Here is a 22,252-nt window from a genome sequence, read left to right as displayed (position 1 = left end):
CCCACCTAGATCGCATTGTGTTGGAGTAAGCCCATGCGGACCACCCTCCTCGACATCCGCAAGATGAAGGCGGCCGGCCGACGGATCGCCATGCTGACGGCCTATGACTACCCCTCGGCCAAGCTCGCCGACCGGGCCGGCGTGCCGCTGCTGCTGGTCGGTGACTCCCTCGGCATGGTGGTGCACGGGCACGAGACGACGCTGCCGGTGACCTTGGACGACATGGTCCGCCACGCCGCCGCCGTCGTGCGCGGTTCAGAGCGGGCCTTGGTGATCGCCGACCTGCCCTTTCTGACCTACGCTACGGCGGACGACGCGGCGGCCGCGGCGCGGCGGCTGATGCAGGAGGCTGGCGTCCAGGCCGTCAAGCTGGAGGGCGGCGCCCATGTCGCCCCGATCGTGCGCCACCTGACGCAGTTCGGCGTGCCGGTGATGGCCCATCTCGGCTTCACCCCGCAGTCGCAGCACACCCTGGGCGTCCGGGTCCAGGCCAAGGAGGCGGCCTGCGCCAAGCGATTGATCGAGGACGCCCTGGCGCTGGAGGCGGCCGGCGCGTTCGCCGTGGTGCTGGAACTGGTCCCCGCGTCCCTGGCCGCCGAGGTGTCCAAGCGGCTGCGCGTCCCGACCATCGGCATCGGAGCCGGGGCCGGCTGCGACGGCCAGGTGCAGGTCTGGCACGACCTCTTGGGCCTGTTCGAGACCTCGCCGCGTCACGCCAAGCGCTACGCCGAGGTCGGCGCGGCCATCGACCAGGCGCTGCGCGCCTATGTGAGCGATGTCGAGGACGGCCATTTCCCCACCGACGCCCAGAGCGCGCGGATGGACCCCGACGAACTGGCCCGCGCCCTGGCTTGAGCCCGGCCCATGCAAGTCCTCAAGACCGTCGCGGCCTTCCGCGCCGCCCGCGCCGGGTGCGGCGACCTTGGCCTCGTGCCGACCCTGGGTTTCCTCCACGAAGGGCACCTGAGCCTCGTCGCCCGCGCCAGAGCCGAGAACGCCGCCGTGGCGGTCAGCATCTTCGTCAACCCCACCCAGTTTGGCCCGAACGAGGACCTCGCCCGCTACCCCCGCGACCTGCCCCGCGACCTGCGGCTTCTGGAGGCGGCCGGCGTCGACCTGGTCTTCGCGCCGGCGCCCGCGGAGATGTACCCGCCCAGGTTCGACCTCAGCATCCAGGTCGGCGGCGTCACGGACGTGCTGGAAGGCGCCGTGCGGCCCGGCCATTTCGCCGGCGTCGCCACCGTGGTCGCCAAGCTGTTCAACATCGTCCAGCCGACCCGGGCCTACTTCGGCCAGAAGGACGCCCAGCAGTGCGTGGTGATCCAGAAGCTGGTCCGCGATCTGGACATGCCGGTCGAGGTGATCGTCGCGCCCACGGTGCGCGAGGCGGACGGTTTGGCGCTCTCCAGCCGCAACAGCTACCTGACGCCGGAGCAGCGGGCCGTTGCACCGGCCATCTTTCGCGGCCTTCTGGCGGCCGAGGCCTTGTTCGACGCCGGTGAGCGCGACGGTGACGCGCTGCGTCGGGCCGTGCGCGCGGCAATCGAAGCCGAGCCGCAATTCTCCGTCGACTACATCAGCGTCGCCGATCCGGAGACCTTGGCCGAGCTGGACCGCGCAGGCGCCTGCGCTCTCGTGTCGATCGCCGCACGGCTGGGGACCACCCGGCTGATCGACAACATCCTGCTGGGCTAAGGCCGCACGATCGTCCCGCCGGTCATCGGTGTGGGGACGCCCGTCGTCTTGGGGAAGCTGATCGGCAGACCCTTAGCCGTGCGCGCGGCGAGGTAGGCGAAGGCTTCGGCCTCGATGGAATCGCCGCGCCAGCCGTGGTCCTCGGCGGTCTTCACCGGCATCGGCAGGCGCGCGCTGAGCGCCTTCATGATCTCCGGGTTGTGCCGGCCGCCGCCGCAGACGATCACCTCGGTGGGGTTCTGCCCCATCATCTCGAAGCCCAACCGTACCGCCTCGGCCATAAAGGCCACCAGGGTGGCGGCGGCGTCTTCCAGCTCCAGAAGCTCCAGCGGCTCAAGGGAGAAATCAAAACGATCCAGTGACTTGGGTGGAGGTGCTGAGAAATACGGATGCCCCAACAGGCCCGCCAGGACGCCCTCGTTGACCCGGCCCACGCTGGCGTACCGGCCCTTGTCGTCGAAGCGACCGGCGCCCCTGGCCTGCACCATCAGGTCGATCATGCCGTTGCCGGGCCCGGTGTCGAAGGCCGCGATCTCGTCACCGCCGGACCAGAAGGTGACGTTGGCGACGCCCCCGATGTTCAGCACGGCCAGCGGCGCGCTCAATCCTGAAGCGACGGCCCGGGCCAGGTGGTAGATCGGCGCCAAGGGCGCGCCCTCGCCGCCCGCGGCCACGTCGGCGGTGCGGAAATCGTGGGCCACGGGCACGCCGGTCTTGGCTGCGAGCCAGGCCGCGTCGCCCAGTTGCACCGTGCGCCCTACCCGGCCGTCTTGCGGGCGTTCGTGCAATACCGTCTGGCCGTGCATGCCGATCAGGTCGATGTCCGCCCACTTGAGGCCGTTGGCGGCCAGGAACTCCTCGGCGGCGGCGAAATGCTCCTCGGCGCCAGCGCGCGCGGCCTCGGCAAAGATCACCGGCTCCGGCGCGCCCCGCGGCCACGCCAGGGCCTGTTTCGTCGCTTCCAGCATCACGTCGCGGGTAGCGTCGCTCAGCTTGCGCTCGCCCGCCGGGCCGAAGGCGGAAATGGCCTGCCCATCGGTCTCCAGCACCGCCATGTCGACGGCGTCGAGGGAGGTCCCGGTCATGAATCCCAGCACACGCATCCGGCTTGACTGCCATGCGCCGCGCCCGTAGTCAGCCGCCATGTTCGGAAACGCCGCCCGCTTCGGCCGCTACTACCGCCTGCCCTAGCCGCAGGCGACCGATCCCTCGCGCCTGCCCTCACCCGGCTGGCGCTCTCCATCAGATCAGAGACAAAGCGCCGGCCTCCTTCCCACCGGAGTCCCGTGATGTCCCTCGAAACCGCCGACAAGGCCGTGCTAGAGCGCAGCGGCTCGTTCTTAGAGAATCCCCGAATGACCGACGTCGCCTTCCAGTCGAAGTTCCTGCAGGTCCTGCGCGACCGCGGCTACATCCACCAGATCACCCATCCGGAGGAGCTGGACGCCGCGGCGAAAGCCGGCCCTGTCGCCGCCTACATCGGCTTCGACGCGACGGCGCCCTCGCTGCACGTCGGCAGCCTGATCCAGATCATGATGCTGCGCCGGCTGCAGCAGACCGGCCACAAGCCGATCGTGGTGATGGGCGGCGGCACCACCAAGGTCGGCGATCCCTCGGGCAAGGACGAGAGCCGCAAGCTGCTGACCGAGGCGGACATCCAGGCCAACATCGCCTCGATCCGCACGGTCTTCGAGAAATTCCTGAAATTTGGGAACGGACCGACTGACGCAATCATGGTCGACAACGACGAGTGGCTGTCGAAGCTCGGCTACATCGATTTCCTGCGCGACTACGGCGTGCACTTCACGATCAATCGGATGCTGGCGTTTGACAGCGTGAAGCTGCGGCTGGAGCGCGAACAGCCGCTGACCTTCATCGAATTCAACTACATGCTGATGCAGGCCACCGACTTCCTGGAACTGAACCGCCGCTACGGTTGCGTGCTGCAGATGGGCGGCTCGGACCAGTGGGGCAACATCGTCAATGGCGTGGAGCTGATCCGTCGCGTGGACCAGAAGCCGGCGTTCGGCCTGACCACGCCGCTGCTCGCCACCGCGTCGGGCGCGAAGATGGGCAAGACCGCCCAGGGCGCCGTGTGGCTCAACGCCGACCTGCGCAGTCCTTACGATTACTGGCAGTTCTGGCGGAACACCGAAGACGCCGACGTGGGACGCTTCCTGCGCCTGTTCACCGACTTGCCGCTGGACGAGATCGCGCGCCTGGAAGCCCTGCCGGGCGCCGAGATCAACGACGCCAAGAAGGTGCTGGCCAACGCGGCGACGACCCTGCTGCACAGCGCGGAGGAAGCCGCCAAGGCCGCCTCAGCGGCGGAGGCGGCCTTCGAGCAAGGCAAGCTCTCCGACGACCTGCCGACGCACGAGGTCCCAGCGGCAGAGCTCTCGGCCGGCATCGTGCTGGCGACGCTGGCGGCGGACGTCGGCCTGGCCGGCTCACGCGGCGAAGCCCGGCGCCTAGCGCAGGGCGGCGGCCTGCGGGTCAACGACAAGGCCGAAACCGACGCCAACCGTCTGGTGACCGACACCGATCTGGTCGAAGGCGTCGTCAAGCTGGCGGCCGGCAAGAAGAAGATCGTCCTGGTGAAACCGGTCTGAGGAGAGAGACGATGGGCAAGATCGCCGAGGGCGCCAAGGCGCCGGACTTCACGATGGAGAGCGCAGCCGGCCCGATCCGCCTGGCCGACTTCGCCGGCAAGACCTTGGTGCTCTATTTCTATCCGAAGGACGACACGACCGGCTGCACCAACGAGGCCAAGGATTTCAGCGCGCTGAAGCCTGCGTTCGACAAGGCCGGCGTGGCCGTGGTCGGGGCCTCGAAGGACAGCCTCAAGAGCCATGAAAAATTCACCGCCAAGTACGGCTTGACCATCTCCTTGGGCTCCGACCCTGCAGGCAAGGCGATCGAGGCCTTCGAAAGCTGGGTCGAGAAGAAGCTCTACGGCCGCGAATATATGGGCATCGACCGCTCGACCTTCCTCATCGAGGACGGCGTCATCCGGCGCCTCTGGCGCAAGGTGAAGGTGGCCGGGCACGCCCAGGCGGTGCTGGACGCGGCGAGGGCGCTGTAGCGCGGCGTGCGCCCCGTCCGACCTCCGGATTTCGGCGAATCGGATATCCGAAATGCGCGATCCTTAACCTTCCATCAAGCACGAACGTAAACCGTCTTGCGCGCCCCGAATTTCTCATTGCATATCGCCGGGGTTCCACGGGGATGGGGACTTCAGCCACCGCATGCAACGCTTAGCGCGCCTCCGCCGCTCGCTTCTTGAGCTGTTTCCCGAACGCCATCTCTATGTCCGCTCGGGCGGGGAGATGAAGGGCTACGTCCTCACGCCGAAGACCCAGATGCTGGTCGCCGCCGGGATTTCCGCCGCGGCGCTGTGGATGGGCGTCTGCAGCGCGGCCATGCTGGTGAACATGATGTCGGCCTCGTCGACCGACCGCGAGATCGCCCGCACCCAGGCCAAGTACGAACGCTGGATTGCCGATCGCCAGGCGCGGCTCAACTCCGCGGTGGCGCAGCTGAACGCCGGCGGAAACACCGCCAACGCCGGCGTCGCCGCCGACATCGAAAAGCGCCATGCGGCCCTGGCCATGCTGCTGACCGACATGAAGAGCGCGCCCGGCGCAGCCGCCGCCCTGACGCCGGTGATCGAGAAGGCCGTGGCCTCCAACGACCGTAACCCGGCGCACATCGTCGAGGCCGTGCGGGTCAGCCAGGAACAGCTTCTCGACGCCGCCGACACCTTCGCCAAGAGCCGCGCCGACAGGCTGCGCCTGGCCTTCCGGCTCGCCGGCCTGACACCATCGGCCTATGTGCCGCAGGGCGCCGCCCTCGGCGGGCCGTTGATCGAGTCCAAGGACCCCCGCGCGCTCGCCGCCGTGCTCGACGTGGATGAGGGGTTCGCCGACCGCATCCAGCACGCCGCCAGTGACATGAGCGAAGCCCATGCCCTGGAGCAGGCGGCGCATGGCCTTCCCTTCGCCAATCCCACGCCGGGCGCAGAGCGGTCCAGCGGGTTCGGCGTCCGTGTCGATCCCTTCACGGGCCATCCGGCCTATCATTCCGGCCAGGACTTCTCCGGCTCGCGCATGGAGGCGATCCACGCCACCGGCCCGGGCGTCGTCTCCTTCACCGGCGTTCGGTCCGGCTATGGCAACACCGTTGAGATCGACCACGGCAAGGGGCTGAAGACCCGCTACGCCCACCTGGCGGCGATCTCCGTGGCCGTCGGCCAGCAGGTTGCGGTCGGCCAGCGCCTGGGCGGCATGGGCTCGACCGGCCGCTCCACCGGCACACATCTGCACTACGAGGTGTGGCTGAACGGCCGCGCCATGAACCCGGATCGTTTCCTCAAGGCAGGCGACTATGTTCAGCAAGCCGAATAAGCCCGCGAACACCTCCAGCCGCCCGGAACCGGCCGACGCGGCGCGCAAACCGATCGCCATGTCGCTGATCGCCGAGAACGTCAGCGTCGACGGCGACATCGCCAGCGACGGCGACATCCAGCTGGACGGCGCGGTGCATGGCGACCTGAAGGTGGCCCATCTGTCGATCGGCGAGACCGGCCAGGTCGAAGGCGCGATCACCGCCGACGCCGTGGAGATCCGCGGCCGGGTGGCGGGCGCGATCAGCGCCCGGACCGTGCGCCTCTTCGCCACCGCCAGGGTCGACGGCGACATCACCCACAGCCAGCTTTCCATCGACGCCGGCGCCCATTTCGCCGGCCGCAGCGCCAGGCTGGGCGAGCCGCAGCAGGAACAGCTCAGCCTGTCGATGGCGGCGGAATAGCTACTCCCGCGTCACGCCCACGCGCTGGGCGAGCGCCGCGCCCATGAACGGGTCGAGGTCGCCGTCGAGGACGCCCTGGCTGTCGGAGGTCTCCACCTCGGTGCGCAGGTCCTTGACCATCTGATAGGGCTGCAGGACGTAGCTGCGGATCTGGTGGCCCCAACCGATGTCGGTCTTCTGGTCTTCCAGCGCCTGCTGCGCCGCTTCGCGTCGCTGCAATTCCGCCTCGTAGAGCCGCGCGCGCAGCATCTTCCAGGCCTCTTCTCGGTTCTGGTGCTGCGAGCGGCCGGCCTGACAGGCCACCGCGATCCCCGTCGGGATGTGCGTCAGGCGCACGGCCGAGTCAGTCTTGTTGATGTGCTGGCCGCCGGAGCCGGAGGCCCGGTAGGTGTCGGTGCGCACGTCGGCGGGGTTGATGTCGATGACGATGGTGTCGTCCACCACCGGATAGACCCAGACCGAGGCGAAGCTGGTGTGTCGTTTGGCGGCGGCGTCAAAGGGCGAGATGCGCACCAGACGGTGCACGCCCGCCTCGGTCTTCAGCCAGCCGTAGGCGTTGGGGCCCTTGATCTGCAGGGTCGCCGACTTGATGCCGGCCTGGTCGCCGGAGGTCTCTTCCAGGAAGTCGACCTCCATGCCGTGGGCGTTGGCCCAGCGGGTATACATGCGCAGCAGCATGCCGGCCCAGTCGCAGGACTCGGTGCCGCCGGCGCCGGAGTTGATTTCCACGAAGGCGTCGTTGCCGTCGGCCTCCCCGCTGAGCAGGGCCTCCAGCTCGGCGCGGCCGGCGCGCTCCTTGATACCCTTCAGCTGGGCGCGGGCCTCTTCGAGCGAGGCCTCATCGCCCTCGTCGTCGGCCATCTCGGCGTAGCCCAGGGCGTCGGCGAGGTCGCGCTCCAGCCCCTTCACCGCGTCGATCTGGCCGGCCAGCCGGGTGCGCTCGCGCATCAGGGCCTGGGCGGCCTCGGCGTTGTCCCAGAGGGTCGGGTCCTCGACCCGGGCGTTCAGTTCGTCCAGACGGCGGAGCGCGGGCTCCCAGTCAAAGACGCCTCCTGAGCAGTTCGATCGACTGCTCGATGTCGGCCTTGGCGGCCTCGACATCCAATCTCATGGGGACACTCCAGATAGCGGACGCGCCAGATAGGCTGGCCGAGCAAGAAGGTCGAGACCTTCTTGCTCAAGATTCCTGCAAAGATTCGAGCGCGGCCAGCCGCGCTCGGGGCTCAATCGTACAAGCCGTTGACCTCGTCCTTCTTGGCCGGCGGCTTCGGCGGGACCGGCGCCAGAGGGTTCACCGCGGCCGCGGCGTTGGGCGCGCCGGTGACCCCATTGCCGAACACCTGGTCGTAGGGCTGCGGCCCGGTGAGGCTGTCATCGACGAGCTTGGGCTCGGTGCCGGGCTTGAACGCCTCGCGGATGCCGCGGACCATGGCGTAGCGGGCGTTGGGCGGCGCGCGGAAGTCGTCGGGAGCGAAATACTTGTTCGCCTCCTGCATGAAGCCGATGAAGATTGGCAGGGCTGCGCGGGCCCCCTGCTCGCCCTCGCCGAGGCTGCGATTGTCGTCGAACCCGATGTAGGTGCCAACCACGATGTGCGGCGTGAAACCCACGAACCAGGCGGAACGGAATTCGCTGGTGGTGCCGGTCTTGCCGCCGGTCGGCCGGCCGAGAACGCTGGCGGCGGCGCCGGTGCCCCGCTGGACGACGCCCTGCAGCATCGAGGTGATCTGGTAGGCGGTGATCGGGTCCCAGACCTGAGCGCCGCTCGGCGGGACGCGCGGGCTCTCGTCGCCGTTGAAGCCCATCGTGCAGCGGTCGCAGTCGCGCTGGTCGGCCTTGAAGATGGTCTTGCCCTCGCGGTCCTGCACCAGCTCGATCAGGTGCGGCTCGATCTTGCGGCCGCCGTTGACGAAGGCGGAATAGGCTCCGGTCAGGCGGAACACCGTGGTCTCCCCGGCGCCCAGCGCCATGGCCAGCACGTTCTCCATTTTGGTCACCACGCCCAGGCGGATGGCCGAGGCGCTGATCTTCGGCATGCCGACGCCCTGGGCCAGGCGGACGGTCATGGTGTTCAGCGACAGCTCCAGGCCCTTGCGAAGCGGCAGCGGGCCCAGGTACTCGTGCTCGTAGTTCTCCGGTGTCCAGGCTTGGCCGTTGGCGCCGGGCAGCGAAATCGGACCGTCAACGACGATGCTCGCCGGCGTGTAGCCGCTCTCCAGAGCCGTGGCGTAGACGATGGGCTTGAAGGCCGAGCCCGGCTGACGGAAGGCCTGGGTGGCGCGGTTGAAGCTGGAGAGCGAGAAGGAATAGCCGCCGACCATGGCCAGAACCCGGCCGGACTCGGGGTCCATGGCCACCAGGGCGCCGTTCACCGCCGGCACCTGCTTCAGGCGGAAGTCCGCGCCGCCCTTGTCGTCGGGGGCCACGAAGATCAGGTCGCCAGCGCCGATGCCCTTGCCGGCCCGCGCCCAGGCGACATCCTCTGGCGACAGCATTCCGGACTGCCCCTCGACGGTCTTGATCCGCACGCCGCCCTTGACGTCTTCGACCACGGCGGCGCGCCAGGTGCGGCGCTCGGCGGGCGTCACGGTGTTCTTCGCCACTTGCTCCCACCCGGTCAGCGTCGCCACATGGCCCCAGGCCCCGCGCCAGCCGTGGCGATGATCGTAGCGCTCCAGCCCGTCCATCAGCGCCGTGCGCGCTGCGCTCTGCAGGCGTGGATCGAGCGTCGTGCGCATGTAGTAGCCACCCTCGGTCAGCTTCGGCCCGAGCGTGGCCAGCCCCCGGCGGCGGACCTCTTCGACGAAGTAGTCGGCGTCACGGTACTTGGCCCGCGTCGGCTCCGGCTGGACGACCAGGTCTTCCTGCTTGGCGGCGTTGGCCTGGGCGCGGGTCACCCAGCCGGCCTCGGCCATCTGGTCCAGCACCCAGTTGCGCCGCTGCATCGCCTGCGCCTTGCGCCGGATCGGATGATAATTGTCCGGCCCCTTGGGCAGCGAGGCCAGATAGGCCGACTGGGCCAGGTCCAGGTCGGTGATCGACTTGCCGAAGTAGTTGTAGGCCGCCGCGCCCACGCCATAGGAGCGGTAGCCCAGCCAGATCTCGTTCAGATAGAGCTCGAGCACGCGCTCCTTCGACAGCGTGTGGTCAAGCTGCTGGGCGATCAGCGCCTCTTTCAGCTTGCGCCCGATCGTCGCGTCGTTGGTCAAAAGGATATTCTTGGCCACCTGCTGGGTGATCGTCGAGCCGCTCTCCAGCCGCCGCCCTTGCGCCAGGTTGATGATGTCCTTGGCGCTGGCGCGGATGATGCCGGTGTAGTCTAGGCCCGCGTGCTTGAAGAAGTTGCGGTCCTCCGCCGCCAGGAAGGCCTGGGCCAGCTGCGGCGGGATGTTGTCGTAGGGCACGAAGATCCGCCGTTCGCGGGAGAACTCCCCGATCAGGGTGCCGTCCCAGGCATAGGCGCGCGTCGCGGTCGGCGGGCGGTAGTCGGCGAGGTCGGAGGCGTCGGGCATGTCGTGGAACAGCCACGCGGCCCAGATGGCGACGGCGAAGCCCGCCACGGCGATGAGGCTCAGCACCGTCACGCCGGCGATCGCGACCCATCTTTCGCGGGGAAAATCCAATGGACTAACGGCCTCCAGAGGCGCCCCGCCCCTATAGGGCCCGGTCTAACCGGCTTCGGATGCGGCGCCAACGGGCGCGCGCGGCGCCTGCGTCAGCGCGACGCGAGTCGCGTCGCTTCGGCGAAGTAGTCGTCGATGGCGTCGCCGACTGAGCTCATCAGCCGCTTGCGCTGCGCGGGGTCGCGCAGGAACTCTTCGTCCTCGGCATTGGTGACGAAGCCCATTTCCAGCAGGACGGCCGGCACGTCGGGGGCCAGCAGCACCATGAAGCCGGCGTCGCGCTGGCTGCGGCGCAGCAGGGGCGTCTTGCCGTCGATGTGGCTGACCAGGGTGTTGGCGAAGGCCGCCGAGCGGTTCTTGGTGTTGCGCTGAGTCAGGTCGAAGAGGATGTCCTGCACCCCGCGGTCGCCGGTCAGGCTGGCCTTCATGAACCAGTCGTCCTGCTTCACGAAGCGGGCGGCGCGGTTCGAGGCCTTGTCCGAAAGCGTATAGACACTCGCGCCCCGCACGCTGGCGTCGCCGCCCGAGTCGGAGTGTAGCGAGATGAAGAGATCGGCGCCGGCCCGTTGCGCGATCCGCACCCGGTCCTGCAGCGGCACATAGGTGTCGTCGTTGCGGGTCAGCACCACCTGGTAGCGGGTCGAACGTTCCAGCCGCTCCTTCAGCGCCATCGCCGCCGCCAGGTTCACGTCCTTCTCGAAGCCCTGCGCGCCGGACGCGCCGGGATCGTGGCCGCCGTGGCCCGGGTCGATGACGATGACCTTCTTCAGCGAAATCGGCGCGGCGTGGGTGATCGTCGGAATGATCTGCGGGCGCAGCTTCAACGCCACCGGGATCGCGGAGACCTTGGCGCTGGTCATCCGCACCTGGCCCGGCTGATAGATCACATCTACGACATAGCGGTAGTGATCGACGCCGTCGGCCGGCGGCAGCAGGAAGCGGCCCTTGATCCTGGCGTCGGGCGCCAGGTCCAGCTGCAGGCGCGCGCCGCCGGACGTCTGATCGACGGACCAGGCCTTCACCAGGCCCTGGCCCAGCCCCTGAAGCCCGCCCGCGGCGGAAATGGTCGGCAGCACAAGGACAACATGGCCGTCATCGGCGCCGTCGGCCACCAGACGCGCGCTGGCAGCCTGGTCGATATCCATCACGAGACGGGTCTGTTGGGAATCGCCGCCCAGACGCACCTTGAGCAGGCCGCCTACGGCTCCGGCCGCGTGCGAGGCCACGGCGCCGGCCAGGCCCACGGCCACAGCGGCCGCCGCGGCGATCGCCACGCGCCCCCGGTTCCGCATCAGGACCCCTGCCCCCAACCGCATTCGACTTCAGCCCCTGGAGGAGTTCTTCAATTCCTCAATACAACAGCCATATACGCGCTGAGCCGGTGGATAAAAGATTAACCACACCTTGCCGGGTGCGACCTTTGCGGTTCGGCTTTCCTTTTGCCGCCTGGTGTTGCAATGTCCCTTCGCGCGCCAAACCGCCTCTCGCGTCATGCGGGGCGAAGGGTCGCGCGAACAAAAGCCCGCGTCAGCTGACCGTTTTCCGGCGAGCGACGCCCTATCCGATCCGCGCCATTCCGGCGCGCCTAGGAACACACTCGATGGGCAGCGCTGCTCACGCCACATACCGGCCTCAGGCCTCCGGAGACGCCGTTCGCGGCGCCCTCTCCGCCGGCGCGCGCGTCCATCCCACAAACAGCGAGCTGCGCCTGGTCCGAAAGCCCAGAGCGCGCTGCGGAGATAATTTGAATGTCCAAGAACATGTTGATCGACGCTGCCCACGCGGAAGAAACGCGTGTGGTGGTGGTCGACGGAACCCGCGTTGAAGAGTTCGATTTCGAAAGCTCAAACCGTAAGCAGCTCAGAGGGAACATCTATCTCGCCAAGGTGACGCGCGTTGAGCCGTCGCTGCAGGCGGCCTTCATCGAGTATGGCGGCAATCGCCATGGCTTCCTGGCCTTCAACGAAATCCACCCCGACTACTACCAGATCCCGGTCGCCGACCGCGAAGCGCTGATGCGCGAGGAAGCCGAGGAAGAGGACGAGCATCACGAGCCGCGCGGCCGCCGCAAGGCCGCCGACGCCTCTGAGGGCGCGTCCGACGATGAGGACGAGGATCACGAAGCCGCCTCCGAGGACGACGACGACGTCATGGAGGAAGAGGTTGCGCGCCGCCGCCGCCGGCTGATGCGCAAGTACAAGATCCAGGAAGTGATCCGCCGCCGGCAGATCATGCTGGTGCAGGTCGTCAAGGAAGAGCGCGGCAACAAGGGCGCGGCCCTGACCACCTACCTGTCGCTGGCCGGCCGCTATGGTGTCTTGATGCCCAACACCGCCCGGGGCGGCGGCATCTCGCGCAAGATCGAGACCGCCACCGACCGCCGCCGCCTGAAGGGCATCGTCCAGAGCCTGGACGTGCCGCAGGGCATGGGCCTGATCGTGCGCACCGCCGGCGCCAAGCGGACCAAGGCCGAGCTGAAGCGCGACTACGACTACCTGCTGCGCCTATGGGAAAATATTCGCGAGACCACGCTGCACTCCATCGCGCCGGCCCTCATCTACGAGGAAGAGGACCTAGTGAAGCGGGCGATCCGCGACCTCTACGACAAGGACATCGACGGTGTCTTCGTCGAGGGCGCGGCCGGCTTCAAGGAAGCGCGCGAGTTCATGCGCATGCTGATGCCCAGCCAGGCGAAGAAGGTTCAGCACTACACCGAGCCGACGCCGCTGTTCGTCAAGCACCGGGTCGAGGATCACCTCAGCCAGATCTATTCGCCGGTCGTGCCCCTGCGCTCGGGCGGCTATCTGGTGATCAACCAGACCGAGGCCCTGGTGGCCGTCGACGTGAACTCCGGCAAGTCCACTCGCGAACGCAATATCGAAGCCACCGCGCTGAAGACCAACATGGAAGCGGCCGAAGAGGCCGCCCGTCAGCTTCGCCTGCGCGACCTAGCCGGCCTGATCGTCATCGATTTCATCGACATGGATGAGTCGAAGAACAACCGCGCCGTCGAGAAGAAGCTGAAGGACTGCCTAAAGGACGACCGCGCCCGCGTGCAGATGGGCAAGATCTCCGCCTTCGGCCTGATGGAAATCTCCCGCCAGCGCCGCCGCAGCGGCGTGCTGGAGGGCACCACCCATGTTTGCGAGCATTGCGGCGGCACCGGGCGGGTCCGCTCGGTGGAGTCCAGCGCCCTGGCCGCCCTGCGCAGCCTTGAGCTTGAGGCCCTGAAGGGCGGCGGTGAGGCGACGCTGAAGACACCGCGCGCGGTCGGCCTCTATATCCTCAACGAAAAGCGCGCCCACCTGGCGCGGCTGCAGCAGACCCTGGGCCTGTTCGTCACCGTCATGGTCGACGACGACATGACCCAGGCCGACTGCCTGATCGAACGCACCTCGATGGAACAGCGGCCCGACCACGCCGTGGTCGCCGCCCCCGCCGCGGCCTATGCGCCGATGGTCGACGACGGCTACGATGACGAAGCCTTCGAAGACGAGGAAGAGGAAGAAGAAGACGAGGAGGCCCTCGAGCGCGAGGACACCGACGACGACGAGCCGCACGCCCGCGCCGAACACCCGCGCCGCGACGACGACGGCGAGCAGGGCGAAGGCGCCCACCGCGGTCGCCGTCGCCGCCGTCGCGGCCGCCGCGATGGCGAACCGCGCGAGCCGCGCGAAGCCACCGCCGGCGGCGCGCCCCGTCCCGCCGAAGGTCCGCGTGACGACAGCGAAGGCGGCGAAGGCCGCCGCCGCCGCCGCGGCCGCCGCGGCGGTCGCCGGATGCGCGACGACAGCCGCCCGACCGATGCCTTCTCCTGGACCCGGCCCTGGGTGCCTTATGGCGACGATCCGTTCGTCTGGTACGACCCTTCGGAAGACATGAAGAAGGCCCAGGCGCCCGCGCCGGCCCCAAGCCCGGCCAACGACGTGCGCGAGGCCCCGCGGGTGGCGGCGGAGGCTGCGGCCCCCGCCCCGACCACAACGGCCCGCCGCGCCGACGGCGGCGACGAAGAAGTGTGGGTCGAGCTGCCCGCCGCCGACGACCGGCCGAAGCGTTCGCGCCGTGGCCGTGGACGTGGACGTGGCGGCGCTGAGCCTGCCGAGGCCGAGGCGCCGAGGTCCACGCCGGAACCTGAAGCGGTCGCCGCGCCGGAGCCCGAACCCGCGCCGGAACCGGAGCCGATGATGGCCGAGGCGGCGCCGGCCGCCAAGAAGCCGCGCGCCAGCCGCGCCAAGGCCAAGCCGGTCGTGGCCGAGCCGGCGCTGGAAGTGGTCGCCGAGCCCGGGCCGTCAAAGGCGCCGCCGGAACCGGAACCGGCGCCTGTGGCGATTGCGCCGAGCGAGCCGGACCCGGCGGAGATCTCCGCCCCGCCCGTCGCGCCACGCAAAGGCTGGTGGCGGCGCGGGTGACGCGCTAGGTTCCGGACGGGGGGCGTCGTCGAGAGTTGAGCATGGCCGCTCCTGCCCGTCCGGTTTTCCGAATCGCACTCGCCGCGACCCTGGCCTTCAGCACCGTGCTGAGGCCGGGGATCGCCGCGGCGCAGTTCTTGCCGGGCGACAGCCTGATCCGCGACACCGAGATTGAGGAGATCCTGCACCGCGACGCGGCGCCGATCTTTACGGCCGCCGGCATCGACCCCAAGGGCATCCAGGTGGTCCTGGTCGGCTCCAAGGAACCCAACGCCGCCGCCGCTCCCGGGGTGATGATGGTCACCACGGCCCTGATCCTCGAATCGGACAATCCCAACCAGCTTGAGGGCGTCATCGCCCACGAAATCGGCCACCTGGCCGGCGGCCACAGCTTCCGCTCCGGCGACTATCAACGAGCCGGCATGGTGCCGATGATCCTGACCATGGGCCTGGGCGTCCTGGCGGCGATCGCCGGGTCCGGCGAGGCCGCTGCCGGCCTGATTTCAAGCGCGCCCTATTTCGGTGCCCTGGGCGCGGCCGGCTTTGGCCGCGAGCAGGAGGCCCGCGCCGACCAGGCCGGCGCCACCTATATGGAAAAGGCCGGTCTGTCCGGCCGCGGCCTCGTCGAGTTCTTCGACAAGTTCCGCTACCAGGAGGTCTTCGCCCAGTATCGTCGCTACAAGTTCTTCATCGACCACCCGCTGTCCTCGGACCGGATCGAGGCGCTGCAGGTCCGGGTGTCGGCCATGCCGCACTACTACAAGAAGGACAGTCCCGAGGCGGTCTCCGAGCACGAGATCATGAAGGCCAAGCTGGAGGGGTTCATCAATCCGCAGGCCTCGCTCAACAAGTTCGACGAGAAGGATATGTCCTATCCCGCGCGCTACGCCCGGGCGATCGCCTACTACCAGTTGAAGGAGCCGGAGAAGGCCCTGAAACGGGTCGACGCCCTGATCGCCGAGCAACCGGACAACGCCTTCCTCTACGAGCTGAAGGGCCAGATCATGTTCGAGTTCGGCCAGGTCGAAGGGGCCGAGGCGCCGCAACGCAAGTCCGTGGAATTGCGTCCCGACGCGCCGTTGCTGCGGATCAACCTCGGCCAGACCCTGATCGCGCTCAACAGCCGGCCGAAGACCGAGGAAGCCATCGCCGAGCTCAAGAAGGCCCTGACCCAGGAGCAGGACAACGCCGCCGCCTGGCGGGTCCTCGCCGAGGCTTATGACAAGCACGGCGACGAGGGGCTGGCCCGTCTCGCCACAGCCGAGTTCCAATTCAACGTCGGCAACATGGTCCTGGCGCGCCAGTTCGCCATCCGCGCCCGGGACCGGCTGCCGAAGGACAGCGCCGACTGGCGGCGCGCCACCGACATCGTGCTGGTCGCCCAGCCCACCGGCGACGAGCTGCGCCGCGGCGGCGGCCAGGGCCTGACGATCACCAGCCAGGTCCATTGACGGCGAAGCTGGATCGCCTCGCAAAAGGCGCCGATCCGTCCTATCTGGCTGGCATGAGACCTTTGCTTCGCGGCCGCCTGGCCCCTGCCCTCGCCATTCTGGCCCTGTCCGCCGCCGGCCTCTCCGCCTGTCAGAAAGTCGATGACGCCGCCTTCGACAAGCGGGTCCACGCCTATCTGCTGGCCCACCCGGAGGTGCTGCGCGAGGCCGGCGAGAAGCTCGCGGAAAACGATCGTCTCGCAGCGACCAAAGCCTCCACCGACGCCATCGCCAAGTTCCGCGGCCAGCTGGAGCACGACCCGCGCGACTTCGTGGCCAATCCCAACGGCAAGGTCACGGTGGTGGAGTTCTTCGACTACCGCTGCGGCTACTGCAAGCTGGCCGCGCCGGAGGTGGTCAAGCTGATCGATCAGAACCCCGACGTGCGCTTCGTCTTCAAGGAATTCCCGATCTTCGGCGAGGTCTCCGACACCGCCGCCAAGGTCGCCCTGACCCGTGAGGCCAAGGCCAAGGGCGTGCAGCTCTACCAGGCGCTGATGAGCGAGAAGGCGCTGGACGACGCGGCCCTCGACCGCCATCTCGCCGAGATTGGCGTCGACGCCGCCGCGGCCCGCAAGGACGGCGAACATCCGCTGATCGAGCGCCAGCTGCTCGACACCCATGCGCTCGCCGTGAACCTGAAGATCGAAGGCACGCCAGCCTTCATCGTCGGTGACGTCATGATCCCCGGCGCCGATATTCCCGCGCTCAAGGCCGCCATCGCCGCGGCCAAGGGTGGCTCCGGGCCGGTGAAGAGCGCCAGCTGAGTGAGACGCGGCGCCTTGACCCAGAGGCAGGCCCAACTTGGCGTAGTCTGCGTCCCTGAGACGCGGGAGCGGGCGAAATGACCCAACGGGTGCTGGTGATCGGCGCCGGCATGGCCGGGCTCTGGACGGCGCTGGCGCTGGCCCCGACCGGGCGGCAGGTCACCTTGCTGGAGCGCGATCCGCCGCCGCCGGAGGGCGGCGCGGACGCGGCGTTCGACAACTGGGCGCGGCGCGGCGTCGGGCACCTGCGCCACAGCCACGCCTTCCTGGCCCGCCTGCGCCTGCTGATCCGCAACCAGCATCCTGAGTTGCTGGAGGAGCTGCTCACCGCCGGCTGCCGCGACCTTGGGTTCGAGGGCGGCCTGACCGATATCCACAAGCGCAGTTACGCGCCCGAGCCGGTGGACCGCGACCTGGCGGTGCTGACCAGCCGGCGCACCACGCTCGAACTGATCATGCGCCGCTATGTGGCCCGCCAACCCAATCTGGTCATTCGTTCGGGCGCGTTCGTGAAGGCGCTGACGATCGCCCCGGGCCCGATCCCAAGGGTGACCGGCGTGGTCGTAGAAGACGCCGAAGGAACGCACGAACTCTCTGCCGACATCGTCGTCGACGCCGCGGGCCGCACCTCCGACGCCATCGAGCAACTTCGCGAAGCCGGCGCCGCGATCTCCGAGGAATCTGAGGACTGCGGCATCCTCTACTTCACCCGCCACTATCGGCTGAACCCTGGCGTCGCCGAGCCGCCGCGCGGCAAGGCGCCGCTGACCGGCGATCTGGAATACCTGAAATTCGGGGTCTTCCCGGCGGACAACGGCTGTTTCTCAGTCACGCTCTGCGTGCCGCAGGTCGAGGAAGAGTTACGCAAGAAGATCGTCGATCCGGTGACATTCGACGGCGTCTGCGCCCGGTTGCCGGGCCTGGAGCCGTGGGTCGATCCTGCAACGGCGACGCCGATCAGCCGCGTCTTCGGCATGGGTGACCTGCAGAGCCGCTGGCGGGACTTCGCGCCGGGCGGCAAGGCCGCAGTCCTCGGCTTCTTCCCGGTCGGCGATAGCCATGTGCGCTCGAACCCGCTCTATGGCCGCGGCTGTTCGTTCGCGGCGGTCAGCGCGCATCTGCTGCGTGACGCGGTGCAGATGTTCGAGGATCCCGCCGCGCGGCTGGAGGCCTATCAACGCCGCGTCGAGACCGAGCTTGGCCCCTATTACAAGGCCATGCGCGACGCCGACCGCAGCGCCATCCGCCGGGCCCGCCAGGCGTTGACGCCCGGCTATCAGCCCAGTCTGAAGAGCCGCGTCACCAAGGCCTTCCTGGAGGACGGCGTGGCCATCGCCGTCCGCTCCGACGTCGACCTGTTCCGCGCCGCCCTGCGCGGCTTCCACATGCTCGAGGACCCGCAGGCCTGGCTGAAGCGGCCCAGGAACCTGGTCAAGGTGCTGGGTTACTGGGCGCGCGGCAAAGCCCGCAACGCCGCGGCCTACCGCCCGCGGGGCGGGCCGGAGCGCCAGGAGATGCTGTCAGGTCTCGGCCTGTCGCCGGACCTCGACATCCAGCGGGTCGCCCAGGGCGCGCAATCCGCCTAAGCTCGGCCGATTGTCCCCAGAGGTTCGCCCGATGCGTCGTGTTTCCTTGATCGCCGCCCTGACCCTGTCGCTCGCCGGCGCCGCTCTGGCCGCGGGCGCCGACATCAAGGCCGAGATGAAGGCCGTGGTCGATCCGGCCACCACCACCATCTTCGCGGTCGGCGGCGACGTCGATCCGGCCAACGGCCCGGACGCCGCCAAGGTCTCCGCGGCGCGCTGGGCGGAGGCCCTGGCGGCGGCTCAGAAGCTGAAAGCCCCGGCTGCCAACCTGAACAGCGCCGAGAACAAGGCCAAGGGCCCGGTCTGGGCCAAGTCCGCCGCCGATTTCGCCAAACTGACCGGCGACGCCGAAAAGGCCGCGATGACGAAGGACGGCGCGGCCTTCTCCAGGGCCGCCAACGACCTCGGCGACACCTGCACCGCCTGCCACTCGAAGTTCAAAACGCAGAGCTAGATCAGCCCCGCCATCGGCGAGGAGGGATCGGCGTAGGACTTCCTGGCCATCCGTCCGGCGAGGAAGGCTTCGCGCCCGGCGATCACCGCGTGCTTCATGGCGACCGCCATGCGGATCGGGTCCTTGGCGCCGGCGATGGCGGTGTTCATCAGCACCGCGTCGCAGCCGGCTTCCATGGCCAGCACCGCGTCCGAGGCCGTGCCGACGCCGGCGTCGACCAGCACCGGCACCTTCGCCTGCTCGATGATCAGCCCGAGGTTCAGGAAATTCTGGATGCCGCGGCCCGAGCCGATGGGCGCCGCCGCCGGCATGATCGCCGCGGCCCCGGCCTCCTCCAGCTTCAGCGCATAGACCGGGTCGTCCGAGCAATAGACCATCACCTGGAAGCCGTCGGCGATCAGCAGTTTGAGCGCCCGCAGCGTCTCTTCCATGTCCGGCAGCAGGTGCTTGGTGTTGGACAAGACCTCCAGCTTCACCAGGTCCCAGCCACCGGCCTCGCGGGCCAGGCGCAGGGTGCGGACCGCCTCCTCGCCGGTGAAGCAACCGGCGGTGTTGGGCAGGAAGGTGAAGCGGTCGGGCTTCACATAGTCCACCAGCATTGGCTGGCTGGGATCCGAGAGGTTCACGCGGCGCAGCGCCACCGTGACGATCTCCGCACCCGCGGCCTCCGCGGCGGCGGCGTTCTCGGCGTAGTCCTTGTACTTACCGGTGCCGACGATCAGCCGCGAGGTGAAGGTGCGGCCGGCGACGGTCCAGGTGTCCGGCGCTGCGTGGGTCGATCCGTCCATGTCAGCCGCCTCCGATGAAGTGCACGATCTCGATCCGGTCGCCGTCGGCGAGCGCGGTCTTCAGATAGGCCGAACGCGGCACGATCTCCAGATTGCGCTCGATCGCCACCTTGCGCCCATCGAGCCCCAGCGCCGAAACCAGAGCCGCCAGGTGCGGCAGCGGCTCGAAAGTGCGGGGCTCTCCATTGACGGTCAGGTTCATGCTTGGCCCTCGAAATCCACTAAGCTTGTGACCCCGACGCCCTACCGGTACAAGACGGCGGAATCGACGGCGGAGCCGAATGTCGAAACCGATCTATGTGCTGAGCGGGCCCAATCTCAACCTCCTGGGCGCCCGCGAGCCGGAGATTTACGGACATCAGACCTTGGAAGACGTGCGCAGGCTCTGTGAAGCCCGCGCGTCGGCCTTGGGCCGCACCGTCGTGTTCCGGCAATCGAACCACGAGGGCGAGTTGATCGACTGGATCCAGGAAGCCCGCGAGAAGGCCTCCGCCGTGGTGATCAACCCGGCCGGCTATGGCCACACCTCGGTGGCGATCCTCGACGCGCTGAAGATGGTCGGCGTGCCGGTGATCGAGTGCCACCTGTCGAACCCCGCCGCACGCGAGGCGTTCCGCCACCAGACCTACGTCTCCCTCGCAGCGACCGGTGTCGTGTCGGGTTTCGGCGCCGCGAGCTATGAACTGGCCGTCGAGGCCGCCGCGGGCCTCACCCGCCAAGCTTAAAAGATAAGAAGCGAAGGTATTTCCATGGCTAGCCCCCCCAAGGCCCCCGCCGCCGATCCGATCGACGCGCGCTTGGTGCGCAGACTGGCCGACATCCTGACGGAAACCGGCCTGTCGGAGATCGAAGTCGAGCATTCCGGCCTGAAAATCCGCGTCGCCAAGACCCTGACCGCGGCGCCGATGGCCTATGCCGCCGCGCCGGCCGCGCTCGCTGCGCCTGCCGCCGCCGCAGCGGCTCCGGCTATGGGCGTCGAGCCTGCCGTGCCCGCCCGCGCCAGCGGCGACGAGGTAAAGTCGCCTATGGTCGGCAGCGTCTACCTGCAGCCCGAGCCCGGCGCGGACCCCTTCGTCAAGGTGGGCGACACGGTGGCCGCGGGCCAGACCCTGATGATCATCGAGGCCATGAAGACTATGAACCCGATCCCCGCGCCCAAGGCCGGCAAGATCGTGGCGATCCTGGTGGAGGATGGCCAACCCGTGGAGTTCGGCGAGCCGCTCGCGGTCATCGGCTAAGCTCATGTTTGAGAAGATTCTCATCGCCAACCGAGGCGAGATCGCCCTTCGCGTGCACCGCGCTTGCAAGGAGATGGGCATTTCCACCGTCGCCGTGCACTCCGAGGCCGATAGCGGCGCCATGTGGGTGCGGCTCGCCGACGAGAGCGTGTGCATCGGCCCGCCGTCCGCGGCCAAGAGCTATCTGAACATCCCCTCGATCATCGCCGCCGCCGAGATCACCGGAGCTCAGGCGATCCATCCAGGCTACGGTTTTCTTTCGGAAAACGCGCGTTTCGCCGAGATCGTCGGCGCCCACGGCTTCACCTTCATCGGGCCCAAGCCCGAGCACATCAAGATGATGGGCGACAAGATCACCGCCAAGCAGGCGGTGAAGGCCGCCGGCATCCCGGTGGTGCCCGGCTCCGACGGGGCGGTGACCACGGAAGAGGAAGCCTTCGCGGCGGCCAAGGACATCGGTTTCCCGGTGCTGATCAAGGCCGCGGCCGGCGGCGGCGGGCGTGGCATGAAGGTCGCCCAGACCCAGGACGATCTCTACGAGGCGGTCTCCACTGCCCGTTCCGAGGCCAAGGCGGCGTTCGGCGATGACGCGGTCTATATGGAGCGATACCTCCAGACGCCGCGGCATATCGAGGTGCAAGTGATCGCCGACAGCTTCGGCAATGTCTGCCACCTGGGCGAACGCGACTGTTCGCTGCAGCGGCGCCACCAGAAGGTGCTTGAAGAGGCGCCCTCGCCCGCCATCGACGCCGAGACTCGCGCGAGGATTGGCAAGGTGGTCGTCGACGCCATCAAGGCGATCGGCTACCTCGGCGTCGGGACCATCGAGTTCCTCTACGAAAACGGCGAGTTCTTCTTCATCGAGATGAACACCCGCCTACAGGTGGAGCACCCCGTCACCGAGGCCATCACCGGCATCGACCTGGTGCGCGAGCAGATCCGCATCGCCGCAGGCCTGCCGCTCTCCTTCGCTCAGCGGGACGTGGTCTTCGAGGGTCACGCCATCGAGTGCCGGATCAACGCGGAGAACCCGAAGACCTTCGCCCCTTCGCCGGGCCTGGTCACCGACTACCACGCCCCCGGCGGTCTGGGCGTGCGGATGGATAGCGCGCTTTACGCCGGCTACACGATCCCGCCCTTCTACGACTCCCTGATCGGCAAGCTGATCGTCCACGGGCGCGATCGCGCCGAGTGCATCGCCAGGCTGAACCGCTGCCTGGGCGAGATCGTGGTGGCCGGCATCGACACCAATATCCCGCTCTTCCAGGAGCTGCTGGCCCAGCCGGACATCATGACCGGCGACTACAACATCCACTGGCTGGAAAACTGGATGAAGGCCCAGTCCGCGGCCTGACCGGTCGGCCTTCCGGCGCACGACGCCTTGCCTTACGTT

Annotated in this window: 20 protein-coding genes; 14 read left to right on the top strand and 6 right to left on the bottom strand. The window is 68.5% G+C overall.

What is annotated here, in order from left to right; translation table 11 throughout:
* Nucleotides 1–33 precede the first annotated feature (33 nt).
* Entirely contained in the window at nucleotides 34–855 is an 822-nt protein-coding gene (panB, locus tag VHS75_RS16160; RefSeq protein ID WP_329639641.1) for a 3-methyl-2-oxobutanoate hydroxymethyltransferase, read from the top strand.
* Between the two features lie 9 nt (nucleotides 856–864).
* Complete coding sequence (gene panC, locus VHS75_RS16155) at nucleotides 865–1,695, top strand: pantoate--beta-alanine ligase (protein ID WP_329639640.1); 831 nt, start codon at nucleotides 865–867, stop codon at nucleotides 1,693–1,695.
* Here panC and VHS75_RS16150 read toward each other — a convergent pair.
* Nucleotides 1,692–2,798 (bottom strand): anhydro-N-acetylmuramic acid kinase, encoded by a 1,107-nt coding sequence (locus tag VHS75_RS16150; RefSeq protein ID WP_329639639.1) that lies wholly within the window; start codon nucleotides 2,796–2,798, stop codon nucleotides 1,692–1,694. The two genes, panC and VHS75_RS16150, sit on opposite strands and share 4 nt — an antisense overlap.
* A gap of 252 nt (nucleotides 2,799–3,050) precedes the next feature.
* Here VHS75_RS16150 and tyrS point away from each other — a divergent pair, with 252 nt between their 5' ends.
* From tyrS to VHS75_RS16130, 4 genes are all read left to right on the top strand, one after another.
* Complete coding sequence (gene tyrS, locus VHS75_RS16145; RefSeq protein ID WP_414694345.1) at nucleotides 3,051–4,307, top strand: tyrosine--tRNA ligase; 1,257 nt, start codon at nucleotides 3,051–3,053, stop codon at nucleotides 4,305–4,307.
* Between the two features lie 11 nt (nucleotides 4,308–4,318).
* Entirely contained in the window at nucleotides 4,319–4,780 is a 462-nt protein-coding gene (locus VHS75_RS16140) for a peroxiredoxin (protein WP_329639637.1), read from the top strand.
* A gap of 163 nt (nucleotides 4,781–4,943) precedes the next feature.
* Entirely contained in the window at nucleotides 4,944–6,101 is a 1,158-nt protein-coding gene (locus tag VHS75_RS16135) for a M23 family metallopeptidase (RefSeq protein ID WP_329639636.1), read from the top strand.
* On the top strand, nucleotides 6,082–6,504 hold the full coding sequence (locus tag VHS75_RS16130) for a polymer-forming cytoskeletal protein (protein ID WP_329639635.1): 423 nt from the start codon (nucleotides 6,082–6,084) through the stop codon (nucleotides 6,502–6,504). Before VHS75_RS16135 ends, VHS75_RS16130 begins: the two co-directional genes overlap by 20 nt.
* Here VHS75_RS16130 and prfB read toward each other — a convergent pair.
* The 3 genes from prfB to VHS75_RS16115 form a co-directional block, all read right to left on the bottom strand.
* Nucleotides 6,505–7,615, bottom strand: a protein-coding gene (gene prfB / locus VHS75_RS16125) for a peptide chain release factor 2 (protein ID WP_329639634.1) whose coding sequence is annotated in 2 segments (ribosomal slippage) — nucleotides 6,505–7,545 and nucleotides 7,547–7,615 — 1,110 coding nt in all. Because the reading frame shifts where the segments join, the coding sequence is not laid out codon by codon here. It abuts the gene before it with no gap.
* 112 nt (nucleotides 7,616–7,727) lie between these two features.
* Nucleotides 7,728–10,088 (bottom strand): penicillin-binding protein 1A, encoded by a 2,361-nt coding sequence (locus VHS75_RS16120; protein ID WP_414694344.1) that lies wholly within the window; start codon nucleotides 10,086–10,088, stop codon nucleotides 7,728–7,730.
* A 131-nt stretch (nucleotides 10,089–10,219) separates the two neighbouring features.
* Nucleotides 10,220–11,419: an N-acetylmuramoyl-L-alanine amidase gene (locus VHS75_RS16115; RefSeq protein WP_329639632.1), complete on the bottom strand. Its 1,200-nt coding sequence runs from the start codon at nucleotides 11,417–11,419 to the stop codon at nucleotides 10,220–10,222.
* Nucleotides 11,420–11,875: 456 nt separating this feature from the next.
* Between VHS75_RS16115 and VHS75_RS16110 the strand changes: the two genes are divergently transcribed.
* The 5 genes from VHS75_RS16110 (at nucleotide 11,876) to VHS75_RS16090 (ending at nucleotide 18,833) form a co-directional block, all read left to right on the top strand.
* Nucleotides 11,876–14,536, top strand: coding sequence for a ribonuclease E/G (locus tag VHS75_RS16110; protein WP_329639631.1), 2,661 nt, complete (start codon nucleotides 11,876–11,878; stop codon nucleotides 14,534–14,536).
* Nucleotides 14,537–14,577: 41 nt separating this feature from the next.
* Nucleotides 14,578–15,987 carry a M48 family metalloprotease gene (locus VHS75_RS16105; RefSeq protein WP_329639630.1) on the top strand — a complete coding sequence of 470 codons (1,410 nt, stop codon included), beginning with the start codon at nucleotides 14,578–14,580 and terminating at the stop codon, nucleotides 15,985–15,987.
* 53 nt (nucleotides 15,988–16,040) lie between these two features.
* A complete protein-coding gene (locus tag VHS75_RS16100) occupies nucleotides 16,041–16,793 on the top strand; it encodes a DsbA family protein (RefSeq protein ID WP_329639629.1) in 753 nt (250 codons plus the stop codon).
* A 77-nt stretch (nucleotides 16,794–16,870) separates the two neighbouring features.
* Nucleotides 16,871–18,379, top strand: coding sequence for an FAD-dependent oxidoreductase (locus tag VHS75_RS16095; protein WP_329639628.1), 1,509 nt, complete (start codon nucleotides 16,871–16,873; stop codon nucleotides 18,377–18,379).
* A 31-nt stretch (nucleotides 18,380–18,410) separates the two neighbouring features.
* Nucleotides 18,411–18,833, top strand: coding sequence for a hypothetical protein (locus VHS75_RS16090; RefSeq protein WP_329639627.1), 423 nt, complete (start codon nucleotides 18,411–18,413; stop codon nucleotides 18,831–18,833).
* Here VHS75_RS16090 and VHS75_RS16085 read toward each other — a convergent pair.
* Together VHS75_RS16085 and thiS are read right to left on the bottom strand one after the other, a co-directional pair.
* Complete coding sequence (locus VHS75_RS16085; protein ID WP_329639626.1) at nucleotides 18,830–19,621, bottom strand: thiazole synthase; 792 nt, start codon at nucleotides 19,619–19,621, stop codon at nucleotides 18,830–18,832. The two genes, VHS75_RS16090 and VHS75_RS16085, sit on opposite strands and share 4 nt — an antisense overlap.
* Nucleotide 19,622: 1 nt before the next feature.
* Complete coding sequence (thiS, locus tag VHS75_RS16080; protein ID WP_329639625.1) at nucleotides 19,623–19,823, bottom strand: sulfur carrier protein ThiS; 201 nt, start codon at nucleotides 19,821–19,823, stop codon at nucleotides 19,623–19,625.
* A gap of 79 nt (nucleotides 19,824–19,902) precedes the next feature.
* On the opposite strand from thiS, the gene aroQ reads away from it, so the two are divergent.
* The 3 genes from aroQ to accC are packed head-to-tail and all read left to right on the top strand — an operon-like array spanning nucleotide 19,903 to nucleotide 22,213.
* Nucleotides 19,903–20,346 carry a type II 3-dehydroquinate dehydratase gene (gene aroQ, locus VHS75_RS16075; protein WP_329639624.1) on the top strand — a complete coding sequence of 148 codons (444 nt, stop codon included), beginning with the start codon at nucleotides 19,903–19,905 and terminating at the stop codon, nucleotides 20,344–20,346.
* Between the two features lie 24 nt (nucleotides 20,347–20,370).
* Nucleotides 20,371–20,859, top strand: a complete 489-nt coding sequence (gene accB / locus VHS75_RS16070; protein ID WP_329639623.1) for an acetyl-CoA carboxylase biotin carboxyl carrier protein — start codon at nucleotides 20,371–20,373, stop codon at nucleotides 20,857–20,859.
* 4 nt (nucleotides 20,860–20,863) lie between these two features.
* Nucleotides 20,864–22,213 (top strand): acetyl-CoA carboxylase biotin carboxylase subunit, encoded by a 1,350-nt coding sequence (accC, locus tag VHS75_RS16065; RefSeq protein ID WP_329639622.1) that lies wholly within the window; start codon nucleotides 20,864–20,866, stop codon nucleotides 22,211–22,213.
* Nucleotides 22,214–22,252 lie beyond the last annotated feature (39 nt).

The sequence above is a fragment of the Phenylobacterium sp. genome (genome assembly GCF_036264965.1).
In the GTDB taxonomy this organism is placed as follows: domain Bacteria; phylum Pseudomonadota; class Alphaproteobacteria; order Caulobacterales; family Caulobacteraceae; genus Phenylobacterium.
The sequence above is the reverse complement of the archived record's forward strand: the minus strand, read 5'-3'. Positions and strand labels throughout refer to the sequence as shown.